Source organism: Myxosarcina sp. GI1 (genome assembly GCF_000756305.1).
In the GTDB taxonomy this organism is placed as follows: domain Bacteria; phylum Cyanobacteriota; class Cyanobacteriia; order Cyanobacteriales; family Xenococcaceae; genus Myxosarcina.
Genome location: NZ_JRFE01000032.1, coordinates 108,323 through 129,147 on the forward strand (window position 1 = coordinate 108,323; position 20,825 = coordinate 129,147).

The 20,825-nt window shown below is 40.2% G+C and carries 21 protein-coding genes and 1 pseudogene; 16 read left to right on the plus strand and 6 right to left on the minus strand.

Going from position 1 to position 20,825, the window contains the following annotated elements:
• Positions 1–3: 3 nt before the first annotated feature.
• Both KV40_RS23685 and KV40_RS23690 read left to right on the plus strand, forming a co-directional pair.
• Entirely contained in the window at positions 4–282 is a 279-nt protein-coding gene (locus tag KV40_RS23685; RefSeq protein WP_036476788.1) for a helix-turn-helix domain-containing protein, read from the plus strand.
• Complete coding sequence (locus KV40_RS23690) at positions 267–1,115, plus strand: IS630 family transposase (RefSeq protein ID WP_072013741.1); 849 nt, start codon at positions 267–269, stop codon at positions 1,113–1,115. Before KV40_RS23685 ends, KV40_RS23690 begins: the two co-directional genes overlap by 16 nt.
• Here KV40_RS23690 and KV40_RS23695 read toward each other — a convergent pair.
• Both KV40_RS23695 and KV40_RS23700 read right to left on the minus strand, forming a co-directional pair.
• The gene (locus KV40_RS23695) at positions 1,107–2,867 is read right to left on the minus strand and encodes a VWA domain-containing protein (protein WP_036486614.1); all 1,761 of its coding nucleotides are present in this window, start codon (positions 2,865–2,867) and stop codon (positions 1,107–1,109) included. The two genes, KV40_RS23690 and KV40_RS23695, sit on opposite strands and share 9 nt — an antisense overlap.
• Positions 2,815–3,846 carry a hypothetical protein gene (locus KV40_RS23700; RefSeq protein WP_036486616.1) on the minus strand — a complete coding sequence of 344 codons (1,032 nt, stop codon included), beginning with the start codon at positions 3,844–3,846 and terminating at the stop codon, positions 2,815–2,817. Before KV40_RS23700 ends, KV40_RS23695 begins: the two co-directional genes overlap by 53 nt.
• 127 nt (positions 3,847–3,973) lie before the next feature.
• On the opposite strand from KV40_RS23700, the gene KV40_RS23705 reads away from it, so the two are divergent.
• A complete protein-coding gene (locus tag KV40_RS23705) occupies positions 3,974–4,990 on the plus strand; it encodes a hypothetical protein (protein WP_036486618.1) in 1,017 nt (338 codons plus the stop codon).
• A gap of 115 nt (positions 4,991–5,105) precedes the next feature.
• On the opposite strand, the gene KV40_RS23710 is transcribed toward KV40_RS23705, so the two are convergent.
• The gene (locus KV40_RS23710; RefSeq protein ID WP_036486620.1) at positions 5,106–6,032 is read right to left on the minus strand and encodes a tyrosine-type recombinase/integrase; all 927 of its coding nucleotides are present in this window, start codon (positions 6,030–6,032) and stop codon (positions 5,106–5,108) included.
• Here KV40_RS23710 and KV40_RS23715 point away from each other — a divergent pair.
• Positions 6,025–6,588: a zinc ribbon domain-containing protein gene (locus KV40_RS23715; RefSeq protein ID WP_216595691.1), complete on the plus strand. Its 564-nt coding sequence runs from the start codon at positions 6,025–6,027 to the stop codon at positions 6,586–6,588. The two genes, KV40_RS23710 and KV40_RS23715, sit on opposite strands and share 8 nt — an antisense overlap.
• A 606-nt stretch (positions 6,589–7,194) precedes the next feature.
• On the plus strand, positions 7,195–10,131 hold the full coding sequence (locus KV40_RS23720; RefSeq protein WP_036486622.1) for a calcium-translocating P-type ATPase, PMCA-type: 2,937 nt from the start codon (positions 7,195–7,197) through the stop codon (positions 10,129–10,131).
• A gap of 63 nt (positions 10,132–10,194) precedes the next feature.
• Here the strand turns inward: KV40_RS23720 and KV40_RS23725 are convergent, their stop codons facing one another.
• Positions 10,195–10,896 carry a Crp/Fnr family transcriptional regulator gene (locus tag KV40_RS23725; RefSeq protein WP_036486625.1) on the minus strand — a complete coding sequence of 234 codons (702 nt, stop codon included), beginning with the start codon at positions 10,894–10,896 and terminating at the stop codon, positions 10,195–10,197.
• Positions 10,897–11,041: 145 nt separating this feature from the next.
• Here KV40_RS23725 and KV40_RS23730 point away from each other — a divergent pair, with 145 nt between their 5' ends.
• The 11 genes and pseudogenes from KV40_RS23730 to KV40_RS33665 form a co-directional block, all read left to right on the plus strand.
• Complete coding sequence (locus KV40_RS23730) at positions 11,042–11,608, plus strand: HPP family protein (RefSeq protein ID WP_036486627.1); 567 nt, start codon at positions 11,042–11,044, stop codon at positions 11,606–11,608.
• Positions 11,609–11,906: 298 nt separating this feature from the next.
• Entirely contained in the window at positions 11,907–12,779 is an 873-nt protein-coding gene (locus KV40_RS23735) for a helix-turn-helix transcriptional regulator (RefSeq protein WP_036486629.1), read from the plus strand.
• A gap of 106 nt (positions 12,780–12,885) precedes the next feature.
• The gene (locus tag KV40_RS23740) at positions 12,886–13,587 is read left to right on the plus strand and encodes a DUF4336 domain-containing protein (protein ID WP_036486631.1); all 702 of its coding nucleotides are present in this window, start codon (positions 12,886–12,888) and stop codon (positions 13,585–13,587) included.
• A gap of 13 nt (positions 13,588–13,600) precedes the next feature.
• Positions 13,601–14,221, plus strand: coding sequence for a hypothetical protein (locus KV40_RS23745; RefSeq protein WP_036486632.1), 621 nt, complete (start codon positions 13,601–13,603; stop codon positions 14,219–14,221).
• 43 nt (positions 14,222–14,264) lie between these two features.
• On the plus strand, positions 14,265–15,038 hold the full coding sequence (locus KV40_RS23750) for a cyclopropane-fatty-acyl-phospholipid synthase family protein (protein WP_036486634.1): 774 nt from the start codon (positions 14,265–14,267) through the stop codon (positions 15,036–15,038).
• A 264-nt stretch (positions 15,039–15,302) separates the two neighbouring features.
• Positions 15,303–16,082, plus strand: a complete 780-nt coding sequence (locus tag KV40_RS23755) for a globin domain-containing protein (protein WP_036486636.1) — start codon at positions 15,303–15,305, stop codon at positions 16,080–16,082.
• A gap of 308 nt (positions 16,083–16,390) precedes the next feature.
• A complete protein-coding gene (locus KV40_RS23760) occupies positions 16,391–16,978 on the plus strand; it encodes a transposase (RefSeq protein ID WP_081942920.1) in 588 nt (195 codons plus the stop codon).
• The gene (locus KV40_RS35215; protein ID WP_156114151.1) at positions 16,975–17,136 is read left to right on the plus strand and encodes a hypothetical protein; all 162 of its coding nucleotides are present in this window, start codon (positions 16,975–16,977) and stop codon (positions 17,134–17,136) included. The genes KV40_RS23760 and KV40_RS35215 overlap by 4 nt, the downstream gene beginning before the upstream one ends.
• 241 nt (positions 17,137–17,377) lie before the next feature.
• On the plus strand, positions 17,378–18,001 hold the full coding sequence (locus KV40_RS32500; protein WP_052055885.1) for a hypothetical protein: 624 nt from the start codon (positions 17,378–17,380) through the stop codon (positions 17,999–18,001).
• Positions 18,002–18,130: 129 nt separating this feature from the next.
• The gene (locus KV40_RS23770; RefSeq protein ID WP_052055894.1) at positions 18,131–19,405 is read left to right on the plus strand and encodes a serine hydrolase; all 1,275 of its coding nucleotides are present in this window, start codon (positions 18,131–18,133) and stop codon (positions 19,403–19,405) included.
• A gap of 18 nt (positions 19,406–19,423) precedes the next feature.
• Positions 19,424–19,654 (plus strand): annotated as a pseudogene (locus KV40_RS33665) (SDR family NAD(P)-dependent oxidoreductase); the annotation flags it as partial.
• Positions 19,655–19,662: 8 nt separating this feature from the next.
• Here the strand turns inward: KV40_RS33665 and KV40_RS23775 are convergent.
• Positions 19,663–20,511: an IS630 family transposase gene (locus KV40_RS23775; RefSeq protein WP_072013741.1), complete on the minus strand. Its 849-nt coding sequence runs from the start codon at positions 20,509–20,511 to the stop codon at positions 19,663–19,665.
• Positions 20,496–20,774 (minus strand): helix-turn-helix domain-containing protein, encoded by a 279-nt coding sequence (locus KV40_RS23780; RefSeq protein WP_036476788.1) that lies wholly within the window; start codon positions 20,772–20,774, stop codon positions 20,496–20,498. The genes KV40_RS23775 and KV40_RS23780 overlap by 16 nt, the downstream gene beginning before the upstream one ends.
• Positions 20,775–20,825 lie beyond the last annotated feature (51 nt).

Below are 20,825 nucleotides of genomic sequence, written 5' to 3' on the forward strand. Positions count from 1 at the left end.
TTGATGTTAAAAGTAGATTACGCTCGTTGGAATCAAAGCAAAGAGTTATTAAGAACAGAGGCATTGGCTGCCAAACATCCTCGAACAAGAGAGAGACTGATGGCATTGTATGAAATTAGTGAAGGGAAAAGTGCTACAAAGGTAGGGGAACAAACCCGAAGAAATCCCCAAACAGTAATGGAATGGGTGCATCGTTATAATCAAGAAGGTCTCAAAGCCGTCGAGTATCAAAGAACGGGAGGAAGAAACCCTTTTTTTCCGAAACGGTGCGAAAAGATTTAGGGAATCAAATCCAGAAAGCTCTTTTAAGGTCAGCATTAGCACCACAAGAAAGAGGGAGGAAATCTCAAGGGTTTCCACGTTGGACGTTAAAAAGATTCGTCCACTGGCTGAAACAGAAGTGGAAGATAAATTGTTGTCGAGAGACAGTCAGAAAAACTCTTAAGCAGATGGGTTTTTCCTGGAAGAAAGCGAAGAAGTTGCTTAATAAAGGCAATACCGCCAAAAGAGCTGAATTTGTCGAACAAATTACTGAATTATTAGAGGATGCACTTCATCAAAAGCGATTAATTATCTATATTGATGAAGCCCATATACATTTAGATACCGATGAAGGTTACGGTTGGTCAATTCGGGGAGAAAGGTTTTGGGTCAGCTCTAGTTCTCCTGGAAGAAAGAAAGTCTCTTTTTATGGTGTTTACCTCTATAATCAGGCGCAAACCAGAATTTTTCCTTATGAGAAAGCAGAGAAAATTAATACCATTGATGTTCTCAAAAAGTTGCGAGTCGAATTTCCCCAGCAACAAATAACTGTGGTTTGGGATGGCGCACCATATCATCGTGCTAAAGTGGTCACCGAGGCAGCATCAGCAATGGACATCCATCTTCTACAATTACCTGGCTATAGCCCAGATTTTATGCCTGTCGAACATCTTTGGCAATGGCTCAGAGAAGACATAACTTATCATGTTTGTTATGACCAACAACAAGAGTTAATTTCTGCTGTTGCTGATTTTCAGCATCTAATTAATACTACTCCACTGTTTTTAAGCGATCGCTTGTGGGTTAAAAAACACCTCGATCCAGAAGAAGAAAAACTACGGTTTTCAAAGTAGATGCGGTTTAATTCTAAAATCGGAGTATTGAATAAACTCAACGTCAGTTAAACTATCGGTACTGTCAACGCTGACTATATTGCCTACTTTACGGATAGTACTATCAGCATAGAGCTTATCATCATAAACTACAGTATCGATGCCTTCGCCACCATCGGCGCGATCTTCCCCTGCACCTGTAATAATGGTATCGTTGCCACCATGAGCGAATATGCGATCGTTTCCTGCACCACCATTGAGGTTGTTACTGCGCTTGTTACCAACGATCTTATCGCTACCAGCACCACCGTTAGCACCTAAGTCAACATAGCCGAGTGTAATTTCATCATCGCTGTCGCTGCCGTCGAGCGTGTTTTCAAAAGGATCTTCGTTATCTGACTGAGCGATCGCATTGCCATCGCCATCGACTGCTTCTCCTTCTCCTGCGGTGACGGTGTAGTCTACGTTAGTTGTTGCTAGGTTTGATTCGGGGGTAAAGACAACTTCGGCGGTAATAATGTTTTCAGCATCGATACTGATATCTAAACCTTCTACCGAACCTTCGTAGGTCAAACCTAGTGGACTGTCGGTTAGTTGGTCTGGAGTAATAGTATCGACTATTTCCCCGTCTAACAGGATGTTTACTTCTACTACATCGTCGGCGAGATCTGATTTAAGTAATTCTGTTGATAAGTCAGAAATATCGTCGAGGAAGACTCCTTGATTGGAATCGATCCAGTTAACATCCCTAATTTCAAGAGAATTTGAAGTAAGAGTATCGAGATTTGAATAATAGGCAATAGCTTGGAAGTTAGCCAATTCTCTCACATCTCTAGCTTTTAATAGCATATCAAAGCGATCGCCATTTATTTGAGTATTTTGACCGTCAGTGAAGAAATAGCCTATGCCAGTAGTGAAGAATGGATTGTAGCGGGAATTGAGTAGGAATTGGTCTGCTTTGTTTAGTCCGTCATAGTATCTCGTGCCGATACCAGTATCGATAGTCAAGTTTTGCAAGGCAACCAAAGCCTCATCCGCAGTCAGATTTCTGTCGCCACCAGCATCGGGATGAAATCTGCCACTAGAGTCATAAGAAACTACACCAAAGTTGATGTTCTCGGCGATGCCTTCGTTGATGTAGAAGTTGGTTAAATCTGTATAGGCATCTTTAATGGTTTGTAATTCTGCTGAATCGATACTCGATGAGGTATCGATAACGTAAACTACGTTGTATTCGCTACTAGGTTCGTAGGGGGAAATATTAAGGGTGTAGTCGATATCGCCATCGAGCATTGCCACAGGTGCAGTGAGGCTGACATTGAGTGGTGTGGGAGGATCGTTGAGATTAGGATTAGCTATGGTGCTTTCTACTTCAACCAACTCGGTGTCTTCTTCGCCGTCTTCTAGAGGTAGGGGAATGATGCGCGATGCAATCAAGATTTCTGATGGATTTGATGATACATTTATCTGTTGACCACCTTTGAATTCTGCCCACTCTACATTTTCTAGTGTGTCAGTTCCATCTATTCCATTATTGAGATGCTCGACTGTGGTAATTTTACTGTTGGTGTTGGTAGTAAGATCGTAGTTTAGATTACCATTGGCATCAGTATATGAATCGAAATATACTGCTGTATCTTCTCCTTTGCCACCATCAAGATTATCGTTATCAGCACCACCGTTTAGAGTGTCATCACCTACCCGACCTTCTAAAACATCGCTACCGTCGCCTCCTAGTAGTTCGTCTGAACGCCAAGAACCAATTATAATCATTTCCCTCGCCGCCAACCATTAACAATGGTGCTAATGGTGAACGGGTGTCAAATATATCGTTTTCTTGGTCAAGAGGATCGATATTGTCGTTACCAGGAGTTCCGTATATTACTTTAAAATCGTCGCGTAAATAGCGCAAAAAAGGATCTGAATTGATATTCAATAAATACGAACCCGCTAAGGTAGTACTAATTGGGTTTAAAAATTGACTTATGCCTACTGCTAATTGGGCTGCACCCGAAACAGTACCTTTGATACTTATTTTGTTAAATTCATAATTATCGTCAACAACATAGTCTAAAGCAGAGTAAGGATCTAAAGAAGTACCGTATGTTCTACCGCTTGTGGAAGTTGTAAATTTGATAGGGACTTCTCTATTTCGGGGGTTTGTGGGGTCAATTCCTAGTCCGTAAGGGTCGTATGCAGGTAGCAAAATTGTATTGGCAACAGCGTTAATAGGACCAGCACCACCTCGGAAATCGAAATTATCATCCTTGGCTATTACCCGCATTCCTGTAATAAATTTCTTACCATTAGCAGTCACTTCAAATTCGGCATTAGTGAGATCTAACCTAAAATCTGTAGTACCGAAGATATAAGCACGTTCTGCAAAGTCAAGGCTGGTAGTGTCTGTACCGTACTGCCATATTGAAGTTTCTGTTGCTTTTCTAAACAGATCATTATCAAGTAAATTTAGCTCTCGGCGTATTTCAGACACATTATATGGTTGCCCACTTGGATTTTGAGGAACAACAGAGCTAAAGAAATCATCGATAATTGGAAATATTGCAGGAGTAGCATAGCGTCCAGCACCGTTAGTCAGATAGTCCAGCATATCGTATTCAACTGCTGGTGGCTGAGGAGAACCAAATGGTCTTATGTGTTCGTTGTAGTCATCATTAGTAGAAAGAGTACCAGAAGCTGTATCTCTGCCAAATACTTGTCTCTGGGTAAACAAAATAGGATCGTAATCGTTCATGGTTTGCGTTATTAAAACTATAATTTGTTATCTTCACGATTGTTCCCAAATTTGAAATTGATAAACCTATAAAGGTATCAAGTGTCACAATTATTTAATTACAATGTAATTTTATGTATTATTTGCTATGTTGTTAATTCGTCGGTTTGATTTTCACAAAATTCGTTTAATAAAGCTCAAAACAGCACTGCGGATACTAATAATTTCAATCAGTATTAGTGGTAATGTCAGCGCGCAATCTCTTGATAGATATTGCCTTTCAACAGTAGGTAAGATAGAGACAACGAACAAAAAAACTACAGTATTCGATCCAACCCCACAACTGCCACCATTTATTGATTCTGTTGAAAACCTTCCCGAACTATATAGTCAGCCTTGTAATAAGTTATATCGATTTTTTTGGGGGAGGTGCGATCGTAAAACTTTTTTTTCTTACAGTCCAACGTTAAACAGAGTTTTTATTCAAGGTCATCGTCGAACAGATTGGGGAGGAGATTTTGCTCATTTAGAAATTAGTAAATCAGGAACAAAATCTGTACCAGAATCATTGATAGATTCAGGTTTTGTGGAGGATGTTCCCGCACTCAACGGAGTTTTATTTCAGGGTCGTTTGAAAGGAGAAGCACTTTTTTATGATGGTAATAAAGTTACCAATCTTTCTAATTATTTTCCCCAATCAAAAAAGGGGAAACAAGATCGTAGATGGTATCCTATACAAACATTTGACGGAAGGGCGTTTTTAGCTGTTGATTTTGTACGTACTAAAGGCTATCCATTTATTATGGAGCTAAAATCTGGACTCGAATTGAAATTTATTCCTGCTCCAAAAGAACTAAAAAATACACAAATAAATCTTTTTACTATGCAAAACGATTCGCGCTTATGGGGCGTAGCGGGAAGGAACATACTGATAGAAGTGAACGGAGAATTACAAAATATAATCGTCACCTCATCTTTATCAAATATTTCAGGACCTTTTAACCTCAAACAATTAGCAGATGGTTCTGTTTCTTTTCAAGTAGAAAATACCAGCACCAAATCTACAAAAAACTATTTTTTAAGACAAGCATCGCCAACAGCTAATTGCGAAATTATGCTCGACACTAATAAGCCAGTATTGTTAGAGCCAGAAATATTACAGTAATTGCGATTGCATTTGTAGTTTACTAAAGTATAAGCGATCGCGTAATTTATTGATAAAGAGTAGAGCCGATACTCTGCACCATGTCAAACCGATGCAGCAAAACTGACAGAGCTTGCTATACTTTGTTAAAGTCATTTAAAGCTTGAGTTCTAGCCTTTTCTCGCAAGACTGATAATGCTTGTTTGGCTACTTCTTCAGCACGACTTGAGGTAACTTTTTGATAACGTAAAGTGGTTTCAATTTTTTCATGTCCCATCAGAGCTTTAAGTTCTTCGATGCCCATCAGACCTACTCTTTCGGTAGCGAAGGTATGGCGCAGATCGTGGAGCCGAAACCCTTTTAACTGTGGTTGTTCGGCAGTTAGGTCATGCCAGTCTCGATAGGCAGTTTGGTAGCTCAGTCGCGTGACTATTTTGGTCTTTGGTTGTTTAGCTGTAAACAGTGCGGGGTGATTTGGGTGTCTGTAGTATCGGTTGTATTTCTCCAAAACCAAAGCTAAATCTTCACCGTAAAAGCACCATCGCTTTTTGTTACCCTTACCCACAACTTGAAATTTACACTTGTCGAGGTCTAATTGCTCGAAATCTAACGCTAGAGCTTCGCCAATTCGCGCTCCCGTTCCGTGTAACAGCAGGATTAGAGTATGTAGACGGGAATACTTCTCTACTCGACTGTAAAGTAGTTCTAGCTGTTGCGGAGTCAGATAGCGAATCACTTCATCGCTGCCATGTTCGCCTTTGTCTCTGTCTGGCTTGCGTCGCTTGAGTTTGGTCAAAGGATTGGCATTAAGTTCGCCTTGTTCGATGGCATAGTTGAGTAGAGCAACTACGATCGCCTGATGCCGATTGTGTGTCGTGTATGATAAGTGACTCAGGCTGTTGAGGTATTGCTCTAGCTGCTGTCGAGTTAAAGTTGTAACTGGCGATCGCCCATGTTCCTGTAGTAGAGGAAGCAAAGTCGATTCGTAGGAGCGCACCGTACTCTTACTCAAGTCAGTACGTTCTAAAAATTGTGTAGCCAAACCTGCTAAAGTAATGCTCACGATCTTGTCTGCTTTAGAGCTGAACTCAGTTTACTATAAGTTAGTCAGAGTACCTACTTTTACCTACATATTTGCACAGTCTTTGACCATGACTATTAATAGCGAACATTTACCTCACAGCGGAGAAACGCTGGCTCAGTATCTAAGGCGGAGAAGAATTGGTCTGAAAATGAGTCAGGAACAAATGGCTCAAAGGGTAGGAATTCACGCTCAGAGTTTGGGAAAGATCGAATCAGGGAAGACGACCAAACTGAGTTCTAAAACTAAAACTGGACTATCTAGAGTTTTGGAGGTTTCGGAAGATACACTCGATGCAGTCTGTCGGGGTGTTCCTGTAGCGGAAGTGCAGTATCTCAAGATTTGTCCTCAATGCTGGATTCCAGGCACGGAGGCTGACTCAATTTGGTTAGACAGTCGCTCGAAATATTGTTTTATATGTGGTACTTCTTTGCGCGATCGCTGCCTTCGCTGTAATGAACCAATTCCTTCTTTAAAGTTCCGCTTCTGTGGTTACTGCGGTCAGTCTTATAAAGAACCGAATCAAGTAAAGCAATGATTTAAATTACTTATCATTCGGACTCAAATTTAGGTGAAAAGATGACAAGCTTAACCTAAATTTAACCTAATTGCGTCTGGTGACACCAACCTTCGCTTACCGCCTATATAGCATGATATTAAAAAGCTTTCGCTACATTTGTCGATGATATCGAGAAACTTTCTGGATATCATCCCAATAATCATAATATCAAGAATTTTTCTGGCTATAATTCCGTGGAAAAACCTCCGAAAAAAATCCTTGAACAGGTTAGCGATGTTATTCGTTTCAAGCATTATTCCTATTTTTGTCCCGTACTGAGAAAATCCTCATAACTTCTTCAAACTTATTCAGTACCTTGATAACTACGTTAAAAATTCTCATTCATTAAAAGCAATAGTTAGCAGCCAATAGATCGCGAGTTTTCAACTCACATTTTTTATCGAAAAAGCTTTGAGCCTTGGCGATCGCTAATAAAAGCGTATTGGGTACAAGACTCCACCATCTGTATGGTGTTTTCAATCAGGTATGGTTCAAGACCATATTTAATTGAGCTTATAGCTTATGGCTAGGGCGAAGCCCTTTATTAGAGATCGAGCAAATCGCATATACACCTATAGAATAGTAATGCAAATACCTACTGAAGAAGTTCATCTTAATAATCACCTACCATATCGAGGACTGACATCTCAACAAGTAGAACACAACCGCCAACAATACGGAAAAAATATTCTCCAACCTCCCGAACGAGAACCAGCGTGGAAACTATTTTTAGCCAAGTTTAACGATCCTGTAATTCAAATTTTAGCGATTGCCGCAATTTTGGCGATCGCCGTAGGCATAGTGGAGAGAGACTATATCGAAGGTATTGGTATTATCGTCGCGATTTTGCTGGCAACTACTCTAGCATTTATCAATGAGTACCAAGCGGAGAAAGAGTTTGATGTTCTCAATCAGGTATACGATACTATTAAGGTCAAAGTAATTCGCGATTGCAACTTTACCACTGTTCCCCGTCAAGACTTGGTAGTAGGGGACATTATCTATCTCGAACGGGGAGAAGAAGTTCCTGCTGATGGCGTTGTTTTAGAAGAGGTTGCTTTTTATATCGACCAATCTAAGATTACTGGGGAATCTGAAGCGGTTAAAAAATATTGTCAAGCCGAAACACAAGACGAGATAGCCAAGACACAAACTTATCCCGTCGACAGAGTTTATCGCAGCACTCTAGTTGAAGGGGGACACGCTTTTGTCGAGGTCAGTGCTGTTGGCGATCGCACGGAAATCGGCAAGTTAGCAATTGCCGTAGCTGTAGTGGATGACAAAACAGTTACTCCACTCAATCTTCAGTTGGAAAAACTGAGCAAACTAATTGGTGTTACTGGTTTGGCATTTGCCAGTCTGACTTTTAGCGCACTACTATTTAGAGGCTTTTTCATCGGGGAATATAGTTTAACTACTGCCCAATGGTATTGTTTTGGCTTATCTGTTGTCAGTGTTTTAGCTGCTTTGACTCCCGTATGGTTGCCAATTGTCTATGATGGTTGGGAATTGGCTGGCAAAAAACAGCAAGTTCCAGAATGGTTAGAAGCATGTGGTATAGCGACTTGGTTAAAGGCTACAGCTATCGGACTGGCAATTTTAACGATCGGAGTTGGTTTGGGTTATTTTGTAGACTTACTGCCGAGTTCGTTAAATAATTGGTTGCCAGGTGATTTTGCCAGCGCACTGCTGCAATATTTCATGATAGCAGTAACTATTATTGTCGTGGCAGTACCCGAAGGCTTGGCAATGAGCGTTACCCTTTCCTTGGCATACAGCATGAGAAAAATGGCTGCTGATAATAATTTAGTACGTCAGATGCACGCTTGCGAAACTATTGGCGCAGCGACGGTTATTTGTTCCGATAAAACTGGTACTCTGACTCAGAATCAAATGCGAGTCAAAAAAGCTCATTTCCCCAGTCTCGATGCTTCCCTATTACCCCTACATCGAGATGCTCGAGAATTAATTGCCGAAGCAATTGCCGTTAATAGTACTGCCGATTTAGAAAAAAAACCTGACGGGGAGATTCGTCCTATTGGTAACGCTACCGAAGGTGCATTACTACTCTGGTTAGAAAGCCAAAAGCTTAACTATATTCCCTACCGCAGTGACTTTGAAATCGAGGCACAAATGCCTTTTTCAACTCACAATAAATATATGGGTACTTTAGGCATCTCGGCAGTTACCCAAAGCAAGGTTTTTTATGTCAAAGGTGCGCCAGAAATAATTCTCGATCGCTCTTGTCAAATTCTAACTACTACAGGATTAAAACCCCTAACAAACCAAGCAGAAATTACTGCTAAACTTCAAGACTATCAACGTCGAGGAATGCGTACTCTGGGTTTTGCCTATCACGACGCACCAGAACAGATAGATAATCTCGATCGATTAGCCACCAATCTAATCTGGTTAGGCTTTACAGCCATTCAAGACCCCTTACGTGCTGACGTTCCTGATGCGATCGCCAATTGTCTCCAGGGAGGCATTAAAGTAAAAGTGGTCACGGGTGATAATCTAGAAACCGCACGAGAAATTGCTTCTCAGATGGGTCTGGTCACAGATACGGATCGACACCAACAATATGCTTGTTTGACGGGACAACAATTCAGTCAACTCGACGACGAACAAGCCAAAATCGCTGCGGTCGAATTGAAAGTATTAGCCCGCGCCCGTCCTTTAGATAAGTTACGTCTAGTTAAGTTATTACAAGCTAATAACGAAGTAGTGGCAGTAACGGGTGACGGTACAAATGATGCTGCTGCACTCAAACAAGCACAGGTAGGACTGGCGATGGGTAGCGGTACGGCAATCGCTCTTGAAGCCAGCGATATTGTCTTATTAGACGACTCTTTCAAGAGTATTATTAACGCGGTGATTTGGGGACGTTCTCTTTACGAAAACATTCAACGATTCATTCTGTTTCAGCTAACTATTAACGTTGCTGCTTTGGGCATAGTTTTCTTAGGACCATTCATCGGCGTAGCCTTGCCTCTAACCATCATCCAAATGCTGTGGGTCAACTTAATTATGGACACCTTTGCTGCACTGGCATTAGCCACCGAACCACCAAACCCTGAAGTAATAACCAGAACTCCCCGTAATCCCGCAGCTTTTATTATTACTCCAGAAATGTTGCGTCATATTGCCATCGCTGGGTTGAGTTTTTTGTTTATTCTGACAGGATTCTTGTTATATCTCGACCGAAATGGAGAAGCCACGACTTACGAACTGTCTCTATTCTTTACTACTTTTGTGATGTTGCAGTTTTGGAATATGTTTAACGTCCGTTGTCTGAGTTTAAATCGTTCTGCCTTTGCTGGCTTAATTCACAATCGAGGCTTTATGGCGATCGCAACTGTCATTCTGGTCGGACAAATTCTCATCGTTCAATTTGGCGGTAGCGTCTTCCGTACTGTTCCTCTGTCTCTAACTGACTGGATCGCCATTACCGTACTTACTTCCGTCGTGCTTTGGGTAGGAGAGTTAGGACGTTTCTTTAAGCGCAATCCAAAAAAGTAACAAGTAATAAGTAAAGCCCGAATTTAGTATAAACAGTTGCGGACAAACCCTACTCATTACTCGTTACTCGTGAATTGCTGCTGCTAATTTTTGCCAATCTCGAACAATAATTATTCCGCCTCTTTTATAGATCGCTATTCCCTTCAATTTTTTAAATAACCGCACGCATTCTTCATAGGTGATACCGATACTGCGTGCGATTTGATAGTAAGGCAGTTTAATATTTAAACGATCGCCTTGGGCTACAGAATAAGTGCCATCGCGATCTGCGTAATATTCAATTAATCTAACCAAACGCACCATTGCCCGTTCGGAGATTAGTCCGTGTACTGTATTGTGAAGTTGTTGTAGACGTTGGTTAAAAACTTCTAGTATCCGCAAACTAATTTCTGGCGATTGAGAAATTACCTGTAATAAGGCTTGGCGATCGATAGTTAAGATTTGCGACTCTACTTGAGCGATTACGGTTGCAGGGGAAATTCCGTTACCAAAAATTGCTGGCGCAGCAAACAGTTCACCTGGAGGAATCAGGCGCACTATTGTTTCTTTACCGTTGTCGGCGGTCTTTTTAATTTCTAGTCTTCCCGTAATTAAACCATGCAGTTGTTGGGGAAGGCGATCSCCTTCGTGCATTACTATTTCATCCTGCTGATATTCTCTAACGTAACTGCACCCAACAAGACTTTCTAATTGGGCGATCGCTAAATCTTGAAGAATTGAAAGTTGCTGTAACTGAGCGATCGACGAGTAACCTTTGACAATCATTACTTATTGACTACTCCGCTAATATTTCTGTATATTTAAATACTTTATGCGTTTTTGTCATGATATATTGATGATAACGAATAACTGTTTGTATCCAGGCTATGTTGGCTAATTTCAATAAACTTATCTGCGCTCTGTCTCAATAATGCTTTTTAAGAAAAACTTCCATCGCAAATATATTAATGGAGCAGTTCTAAGACGTTGGAAGCGTAAATTTTATGTTTTGCAACAGAGCCGAAGACACCAACCAAAGTTTTCCTGGCAACATATCATACTTTCTTATGTTGGTAGTTTTATTGGAATAGCAGCTTTAGCTTATCTTTCGGTTTATAGTTCCTATCCCTTAATTGCTGCACCCTTTGGAGCAACTGCGGTTTTAGTTTTTGGCGTTCCCGATAGTCCTCTAGCACAACCACGTAATGTTATTGGAGGGAATTTAATCGGTGCATTAACGTGCGTATTTTTAGTACATTTATTTGGTACAGCCCCTTGGGTTATGGCTCTGGCGGTAGCTACTACTATTAAATTAACTCAATTAACCAGAACCGTACATCCACCAGCAGGAGCAGTCGCTTTAGTCGGAGTCTTAAGTAATGCAGATTGGCACTTTATTTTTACTCCAGCCTTGGGAGGGTCGATTGTGATCGTTTTAGTTACTGTAATTTTTAATAATTTAGTTGAGGGTAGACCTTATCCTAGACACTGGTTGTAAACTATTATACCCATGTGTTGGCAACTACCTCGGTGCTTTACTCCAACCACGGGCGATCGCTTCTGACTCGGTGCAAAACCACTTTTCCCCTTTTGCTGGATCGATAATTGTAGATTCATAATCTTCCATCCCAGGCAGGTGATAAACTTTATTGCCCTTGTTAAAAGAAATATTGCTTAATAGTTTGCATTGAAGAATTTAGCTTACTGGCTATAAAGTAAATTAAAAATGTAGGTTGGGTAGAGATCGGCGATCGGTTAAATTAAGAAGAATATGTTGTTGAGATTTATTTAGGTTCGTGCCACCAGAATATCCCTTTCCAACCAATTTACAGGGAGAACCAGTCGAACACTTTCATCTTCTATCTAGCGAAACAGCAGGATGGAATAATTTAGGCTTGGTATACGAATTAGAACCAGCAGGAGAAATGCCTGAAGGAGTGTCTCCCGATCATTCTTTAATTATTTGTTTGGGAGATTGTCAAGCAAATTTTAACCTTGATGGTAAGCAACATCAAGAACAATATAGTGCAGGAGATATTGTGATTTTCCCTGCGGGGGAACTTTTTCCCAGAGTCAGGACAGATCGTCAAGTACCCTTACTAGAATTATTTTTACCCCACGACACTTTAATTAACGCGGTTCGCGAAACCATACCATCCCAAATAACCTTGCGATCGCATTTTAAACTCCGCGATCCTCTAATTCAACAGATGGGATTGGCATTAAAAGCCGAATTAGAAACAGGATCTGATAGCAAACTATATGCAGATTCGATGGCGACAGCACTTGCAGTACATTTAATGCGTCACTATGGTTCTCGTAACCCCAACATCAAAGAATACAGAGAAGGATTGCCACCCCACAAATTAAGTCAAACTTTAGAATATATAGATACTAATTTAGATAGAGATTTGACATTAACCAAACTAGCTAACCTGGTGCAAATTAGCCCTCATTATTTCTCTAGCTTATTCAAACAATCTACAGGATTAACACCACATCAGTACGTAACTAAATGTCGTCTGGAGCGAGCTAAAATACTGTTAAGGCGATCGCCATTCTCGATTGTGGAAATATGTCATCAGGTAGGGTTTCAAAATCAAAGTCACTTTACCAGATTGTTTCGCCAGCATTTTAAGATTACTCCCAAAGCCTATAGGAATTTGTAAACGCTAAAATCGATCGGAAGATTTGCATATTTTTGGGAAGAATAGGCAATACAGATACAGGATCGAACATCTAAGCTCGATCTTATTGAAACTTAGATAATTAGTGATGTTGAAGCAAATAGATCGGCGTATCTGGGTTGCCGAACAACCTTTTAAATATTTAGGATTAGAAGTTGGAACGAGGATGACTGTTATTTTGCAAGCGGATCGTTCTTTGTTACTTATTTCTCCCATTAAAATTAATTCCAATCTCCAACAACAGTTAGATAATTTGGGTACGGTCAAATATCTAATTGCGCCCAATCTTTTTCATCATTTATATTTAGAACACTCTCAGAAACTATACCCTCAAGCTAAAATAATTGCCCCCATAGGAATAGAAAGCAAACAACCAGATTTAGCGATCGCGCTTACATTTGAGCGAGATTTAATCGATTTTAATGGCGAACTAGAATACATTTCCTTTAAAGGTTTTCAAGTTTTTATTCCGCTCAAAATCGCCAAGGTAAATGAAATAGTTTTTTTTCATCCAGACAGTAAAAGCTTGATTATTACCGATAGTGCTTTTAACTTCGATCGCAATTTTCCTACCATAACGCAACTAGCCACTAAAATAATTGGCAGCAATTGCTCTCTTAAACCTTCGTGGTTAGAAAAAGTTGCTACACGAGATAAAGAAACAACTCGTAAAGCGATAGATAAAATACTAGCTTGGGATTTTCAACGAGTAATTATGGCTCATGGAAATATTGTGTCAGAAAACGCTAAAGAAAAACTAACAGCAGGTTATCAATGGTTAGTTAGTTAATAACAGAAAAAATATGAAAACTATCTACAATATTCAAGGATGGAATTTAGTAAAAGTTAGCACGATCGCTGTTATGAGTCTTTTGACTTTAATACTAATCTTTCATGGTATTAACGAACAAAGTATGGCAATAGCTATTAGATTAACTGCTCGTACTTCTTGTATCTTATTCTTGTTGGCTTTTTGTGCTTCTTCTTTGCGTCGGTTTAAATCTAATAAATTTACCCGATGGTTATTACAAAATCGTCGCTACTTTGGTTTATCGATGGCGGTATCTCATGGCTTTCATGCGATCGCAATTATCGGTGCAGCTATCTTGAGTACGGAAACAATTCCTACCGACAATCATGGGGGAAACTTGGGTTATCTGTTTATTATTGCCATGACAATTACTTCTTTTCGCTATCCTGCTAGCTTTTTAGGCGATCGCGGTTGGCAGATTTTACATACTGTAGGGATGTATTATCTTTGGTTGGCGTTTATTTATTCTTTTAGTAACAGACTAGATGAATCCTTATTAATATATCTCCCTTTTGTAAGTCTACTAATTATAGCGATCGCTTTACGTTGCCTAGTTCGCGTATTTAATCAAAAATCTATCCTCAAACATGAGCTACCTCAAAGACGGGACTGAAATTTAATGTCAGAGTATGAGTATCGAGTTTGGATGCTCTTTCATGATAACTACTCTTAATTTTGCCACCGCACCTGGTCATCAAGTATTAGCAGCAGCAGGAAAAAAAATTCTGCGTCCTGGAGGAAAAGCAGCCACAGAACAACTATTTACTTGGGCTAATTTCCAATCGGGAGAAACGGTATTAGAATTAGCAGCAAGCTTTGGCGAAAGTGCTATTGAAATAGCTAAAAGATTTAATGTTCGCGTTGTCGGAATTGAGAAAAACCCCGATAGCGTGGCTAAAGCGAAGGAAAATATTAAAGCTGCGGGACTATCAGACCGAGTAACTATTATAGAAGAAGATATCTTTCAATTACATAAGATTACGGACAAGTTCGATTATGTCTTGGCTGAAGCAATCCTTACCATGCAGTCGGATGCAGGAAAAGCCAAAATTTTATCAGGAATTAGAAACTGTCTTAAACCAGGGGGGAAGTTTCTTTTCCATGAGATGTTTGTCTGCGATAACGCCGAACAAGTGCGTAAAAGCTTATCTGAATCTATTCGAGTCAATGCTAATCCTTTAACTGTCTCGGAATGGTCAATAGCTTGTAAAGTTGCAGGTTTAACCTTACAGCAACAGCAAACAGGAAAAATGGGATTACTCGATCTCGATCGCATGATAAGGGATGAAGGTTTATTAGGAACAGTAAAAATTATCTCTAATATTTTAACTAAACCTAATCTGCGTCACAGAGTCAAAAAGATGCGCCGTAGCTTTCAACAGCAGCGTAATGATATCGGTTATATCGTTTTTACGTCATCAGTCACGTAGGGGCGAATGGTGAAGCAGTGCGGTCTTCGGTCACTCGGATGCAAGCTCCGAGTGCTGCGAAGACTTCGTCTTGGACGGGGGTTTAGCCGCATGTAGCAACTGCTGTTGGCGAAGCCTTCTCGAAGAGTACCCTTTAGGGTTATTCGCCCAGGTTGGGAAGGAATGAATGCAGTAGCTATAGATTTTGACAACTTCTCGAAGAGTACCCTTTAGGGTTATTCGCCCAGACAAACAAATAAACAACAAACAACAAAGGAAAAAATTATGACAACCACAACAGCTAACAGTTCTTTTAACGCTACATTACAGGATTTAATTAAATATCCCGCCAATGGTATTAATAGTAAAGTTCTACTCAAAGATAACAATAGCCAATACAGCTTATTCTGTTTGGCAGCAGGTACGAACATCGACGAACATACTTCTACTCGTAATGCGGTCATAACTGTAATTGAAGGTTCGGGAAATCTCAATTTAGAAGGAAAAGATATTGCTTTAACTCCAGGAGTATTTATTTTTATGCCAGCGAATGCGCCTCATGTAGTACAAGCAAAAGAAAACTTGGCATTTACCCTAGCTTTATCCGAACATTTACCAGCTAAAAAGGGAGTTAGCCAAAAAACCATCGATATTGTTAAATCTACTGCCCCTGTAATTAAACAACATGGTAAAAAAATTACTACTCGGATGTATGAAATTATGTTTGACACCCATCCAGAGGTAAAATCACAGTTTGATATGGCTGCACAGACTAACGGTACTCAACATGCTAAACTTGCTACTGCTGTTTATAGTTACGCTACCCATATCGACGATCTAGAATCTCTGAAAGCAATGGTAGATAAGATCGCCCATCGTCACGTAGCAACCCATGTTTTACCAGAACAATATCCGATAGTGGGAGAATGTTTATTAGAAGCAATTAAACATGTGTTAGGAGATGCAGCAACCGAAGATGTGATGACAGCTTGGGCTGAAGCCTATCAAGCTTTAGCTGGAGTGTTTATTAATCGAGAACAACAAATGTATCAAAATGCTTCCTAATTACTGTAATTGTGCTACTAAACTATTAATTTGCAGGCGTTGGTAAATCAAAGTATGATTCTAAAAATTACCAACGCCCTGATTTTATAACTGTTCAAACAACTCCAAACATTCTCACGGTGCGCTTCTAGCAGTTTTACTGGTGTTATCGCTGCTCATCCTCGATCGATGCTTGATAAATTTAGCTCAAAATCAAAGTCAAATTCTGACAAACCCGCTTTATTTAAATTTCCGCAGCCATAGGTGAAAAATTCAATAGCTCTTAGCTGTTCGATGAAACTTACACATCTACAAATTTTTTAAAAACAATGAATAATTCAACTACTCCTACTGTCATCGTTGGCGGAGGCTTCGTCGGACTTTTTACGGCTTTATATCTCAGCCATCACAATACAGTTCGGGGGGAGAGGTTATATGATAGTTGCCCTCGTAATCGAGGCTCAAATATATCTTTAATTGGAGCATTAAGCGTGGATGGTTTAATTGCCACGATGTGTTTACCTGGAAGTGTTAATACCGAAGTTTTCTTCACCTATGTTCGAGAAGTTTTGTTACCTCAACTGTGGAGAGGGGCTTTGCAGAGCCTATCGGCTCAAAACGCGCCTAGCGTCGCTTGCAGCGTTAGCTGCTGCATTATGGATAATCTTCCTGTTCATAAAGCCAGTAAAATCAGGGAAATAATCCAAACAGTCGGTTCAGAAGTTGTTTTTCTACCTCCTTATTCTCCCGATCTCTCCCCCATTGAATTATGCTGGTCTAAATTAAAACAGTGTCTGCGTTCTGCTAAAGCGAGAACTACTAAAACTATCAATCAAGCACTGAGTGAAATTATTAATCATCATATTTCTAATGATGATGCTGTTGGATGGTTTGAACATTGTGGTCTATTCATTTGAAAACTGCTGTAAATGTTGACGTTATCGGCGATGTAGGTATCACTCCTAATGAGGTAAGGCTTTTAGAAGAATTTGTGGAGAAAAAAATAGGTAAACGCTTTACTTTAATTCTGCGTGTGGCTCAACTGGAGAAAATTAGTAGAGACTCTGTGAAATAATGCCAAGGTTAACCCGATCTCGTTTTCAATTTAAAAAGCCTGTATAGGATTAGTTTGCCTGTATTTACCAATATTCCTCACTCTTCAAAAAACTCTCCTCATAAGTTCCTCAAAACTTCTGGCTATAAATAAGGTCATAGCTTAAAAGTATTTCAACCGAAGCGATACAGCGTATTTTCTGTCGAGAAATATCGATAGAGCTTTTTAAATAATTCGACACAATATGAGGAGTTCAAAATTAATGTTTTATACAAATACCAGAGCGACTGGTATATTCTTCTGTCTTGGCGCATTATTGCTACTAAAACCATTATCGGTTAATGCTCAATCGATCGAACCCTCAAACGTTAGCGATCGCCGAAACTTAGAGTCTTTGAATATAAAATCCGATGCAGAAAAGCTGGCTCAATTTGAACGAGAAGAAGTAGAAGTAGATGTAGTTGAACCTATAGAGACCAGAGAAACAAATAGAGCGCGTAGCTATATAGGCGTTGGTGGAAATATTGGTTTGGGAGGTGACGATACTCAAATTGGAGATGATGCTTTCGCTGTCTTAGGTAAAGGGGCGTTAACCAGGCATTTTGCCTTACATCCTGCGGTGTTATTTGGCGACAAAAATACAATTCTATTACCTGTAACCTACAGAATTCCAATTCAAAGCGGTTCTTCAAAAATACTTCACTCCTTCATCGGCGGCGGAATATCAATTAAAGAAATATTTGATGATTTCGATTTGGGTGGTTTGGCAACAGCAGGAATAGATGTTCCTATTACCGAAGGTCTGACAGGAACAGCCCGCGTGAATCTGGGTTTTGATGACGATACTGATGTTGGCTTACTTTTGGGAGTTGGTTACGGTAACTAACTTAGATAAACTACTCAAGTTGCATAAAAACAAGATCGAATGAAGCAAAAAAATAGCCTTTTATCATTTCGTACTTCTAAAAATCTATTAGCGCTCGCCATTGCACTCAGCATTATATTTTCTACTGTTATGAGTTCCCCCGCACAAGATAGTCAAGACAAACAATATCTTTCTGCTAGTGAAAGCAACCCGATAAAAATAAGTTGGATGCAAGGGTTTCCACCGCCAGAGGACAAACGCTTAAGTGCTGCCGACGGCTCTTTCTTTGAATTTCCCGCTTTGCGCTATAGTGTGGTGCACATGAGGCAGTTTATGCCTACAGTTAATGTTTCTCGTGGCATAAAAAATCCAGCAGTTCTCTTTGAATACGATCTAGATGAGAATATTGAATCGCTAACTTTTGTTCCCTGGGATTCGGATGAAGAGATGACTTTTGAAGCTTCTTTAAGAACAAATTATACCGATGGCATACTTATCCTACACCAAGGAAAAATCGTCTTTGAAGAGTATTTTGCTGCTCTAACCGAAGTTGGTCAACACGCAGCTATGTCAGTTACTAAATCTTTCACTGGAACGCTGGCTGAAATGTTAGTTGCTGAAGGAACTTTAGATGACAGTAAGACCGTAGTGGAATACGTACCCGAACTAGAAAATTCTGCTTTTGCCGATGCCACTGTCAGGGAGGTAATGGATATGACCACTGCCCTCAAGTTTAGCGAAGACTATTCCGACCCCAATGCCGAAATCTGGCAATATGCCACTGCGGGAAGTCCATTACCCAAGCCCAAAGACTATGACAGACCAATCGGCTATTACGAATACCTACAAACGGTACAAAAAGATGGCGAACATGGCGAGGCATTTGCTTATAAGAGTGTCAATGCAGATGCTTTGGGCTGGATAATTTCTAAAGCGACGGGAAAACCAGTAAATCAATTACTGTCAGAAAAAATCTGGCAAAATCTCGGCATGGAACAAGATGGTTACTACAACGTAGATGAATTAGCAACTCCTTCTGCTGCGGGCGGATTGAGTGCAGGTTTACGAGACTTGGGGCGTTTTGGAGAAATGATGCGTAGGGGTGGAAGTTGGCAGGGCGAACAGGCCATACCTCAAAGTGTCGTCGAAGATATTCAACAAGGCGGAAGTCAAGAGAAATTTGCTAAGTCTGATTATGACAAGTTGAAGGGCTGGTCTTATCGAAATCAGTGGTGGATTACCAACAATGAAGACGGTGCATTTGCTGCCAGGGGCGTACACGGACAAACCATTTACATCGATCCTACTGCGGAGATGGTCATCGTGCGTTTTGCTTCCCATCCCGTTGCAGCTAATTCTGCCAATGACCCCTATTCTTTACCAGCCTATCAAGCTGTAGCCGATTATTTGATCGAACAAAATTAATCACAAACAATAAATATCATGAACACAGAATTATTTAACTTAGAAGGCAAAACTGCGATCGTTACTGGAGGCGCAAACGGTATCGGTAAGGGATGCTCTATGATGCTCTCCGATTTTGGTGCGAATGTCGTCGTGGCGGATTTGAAACTAGAAGATGCTCAAAAAGCAGTAGATGAAATTAAGGAAAAAGGTGGAAAAGCGATTGCCGTATCCTGTAACGTAATGAAAGATGCAGACCTGACCAATTTAAACCGCATCTACTTTGAAAACCGTAGTTTTTCTTCTTCTGGATCGAGGTGTTTTTTAACCCACAAGCGATCGCTTAAAAACAGTGGAGTAGTATTAATTAGATGCTGAAAATCAGCAACAGCAGAAATTAACTCTTGTTGTTGGTCATAACAAACATGATAAGTTATGTCTTCTCTGAGCCATTGCCAAAGATGTTCGACAGGCATAAAATCTGGGCTATAGCCAGGTAATTGTAGAAGATGGATGTCCATTGCTGATGCTGCCTCGGTGACCACTTTAGCACGATGATATGGTGCGCCATCCCAAACCACAGTTATTTGTTGCTGGGGAAATTCGACTCGCAACTTTTTGAGAACATCAATGGTATTAATTTTCTCTGCTTTCTCATAAGGAAAAATTCTGGTTTGCGCCTGATTATAGAGGTAAACACCATAAAAAGAGACTTTCTTTCTTCCAGGAGAACTAGAGCTGACCCAAAACCTTTCTCCCCGAATTGACCAACCGTAACCTTCATCGGTATCTAAATGTATATGGGCTTCATCAATATAGATAATTAATCGCTTTTGATGAAGTGCATCCTCTAATAATTCAGTAATTTGTTCGACAAATTCAGCTCTTTTGGCGGTATTGCCTTTATTAAGCAACTTCTTCGCTTTCTTCCAGGAAAAACCCATCTGCTTAAGAGTTTTTCTGACTGTCTCTCGACAACAATTTATCTTCCACTTCTGTTTCAGCCAGTGGACGAATCTTTTTAACGTCCAACGTGGAAACCCTTGAGATTTCCTCCCTCTTTCTTGTGGTGCTAATGCTGACCTTAAAAGAGCTTTCTGGATTTGATTCCCTAAATCTTTTCGCACCGTTTCGGAAAAAAAGGGTTTCTTCCTCCCGTTCTTTGATACTCGACGGCTTTGAGACCTTCTTGATTATAACGATGCACCCATTCCATTACTGTTTGGGGATTTCTTCGGGTTTGTTCCCCTACCTTTGTAGCACTTTTCCCTTCACTAATTTCATACAATGCCATCAGTCTCTCTCTTGTTCGAGGATGTTTGGCAGCCAATGCCTCTGTTCTTAATAACTCTTTGCTTTGATTCCAACGAGCGTAATCTACTTTTAACATCAAATCGATCTTATTTTTCTTCTCTTAATCAGCCTATTTGATTTTGAGCCA

Excerpts from the sequence above, each read along its gene's own strand:
- KV40_RS23685 (WP_036476788.1), top strand. The coding sequence starts at position 4 with ATGTTAAAAGTAGATTACGCTCGTTGGAATCAAAGCAAAGAGTTATTA.
- KV40_RS23695 (WP_036486614.1), bottom strand. The coding sequence starts at position 2,867 with ATGATTATAATTGGTTCTTGGCGTTCAGACGAACTACTAGGAGGCGAC.
- KV40_RS23700 (WP_036486616.1), bottom strand. The coding sequence starts at position 3,846 with ATGAACGATTACGATCCTATTTTGTTTACCCAGAGACAAGTATTTGGC.
- KV40_RS23705 (WP_036486618.1), top strand. The coding sequence starts at position 3,974 with ATGTTGTTAATTCGTCGGTTTGATTTTCACAAAATTCGTTTAATAAAG.
- KV40_RS23715 (WP_216595691.1), top strand. The coding sequence starts at position 6,025 with ATGCTCACGATCTTGTCTGCTTTAGAGCTGAACTCAGTTTACTATAAG.
- KV40_RS23720 (WP_036486622.1), top strand. The coding sequence starts at position 7,195 with ATGCAAATACCTACTGAAGAAGTTCATCTTAATAATCACCTACCATAT.
- KV40_RS23730 (WP_036486627.1), top strand. The coding sequence starts at position 11,042 with ATGCTTTTTAAGAAAAACTTCCATCGCAAATATATTAATGGAGCAGTT.
- KV40_RS23740 (WP_036486631.1), top strand. The coding sequence starts at position 12,886 with ATGTTGAAGCAAATAGATCGGCGTATCTGGGTTGCCGAACAACCTTTT.
- KV40_RS23745 (WP_036486632.1), top strand. The coding sequence starts at position 13,601 with ATGAAAACTATCTACAATATTCAAGGATGGAATTTAGTAAAAGTTAGC.
- KV40_RS23750 (WP_036486634.1), top strand. The coding sequence starts at position 14,265 with ATGATAACTACTCTTAATTTTGCCACCGCACCTGGTCATCAAGTATTA.
- KV40_RS23755 (WP_036486636.1), top strand. The coding sequence starts at position 15,303 with ATGACAACCACAACAGCTAACAGTTCTTTTAACGCTACATTACAGGAT.
- KV40_RS23760 (WP_081942920.1), top strand. The coding sequence starts at position 16,391 with ATGAATAATTCAACTACTCCTACTGTCATCGTTGGCGGAGGCTTCGTC.
- KV40_RS32500 (WP_052055885.1), top strand. The coding sequence starts at position 17,378 with ATGTTTTATACAAATACCAGAGCGACTGGTATATTCTTCTGTCTTGGC.
- KV40_RS23770 (WP_052055894.1), top strand. The coding sequence starts at position 18,131 with ATGAGTTCCCCCGCACAAGATAGTCAAGACAAACAATATCTTTCTGCT.
- KV40_RS23780 (WP_036476788.1), bottom strand. The coding sequence starts at position 20,774 with ATGTTAAAAGTAGATTACGCTCGTTGGAATCAAAGCAAAGAGTTATTA.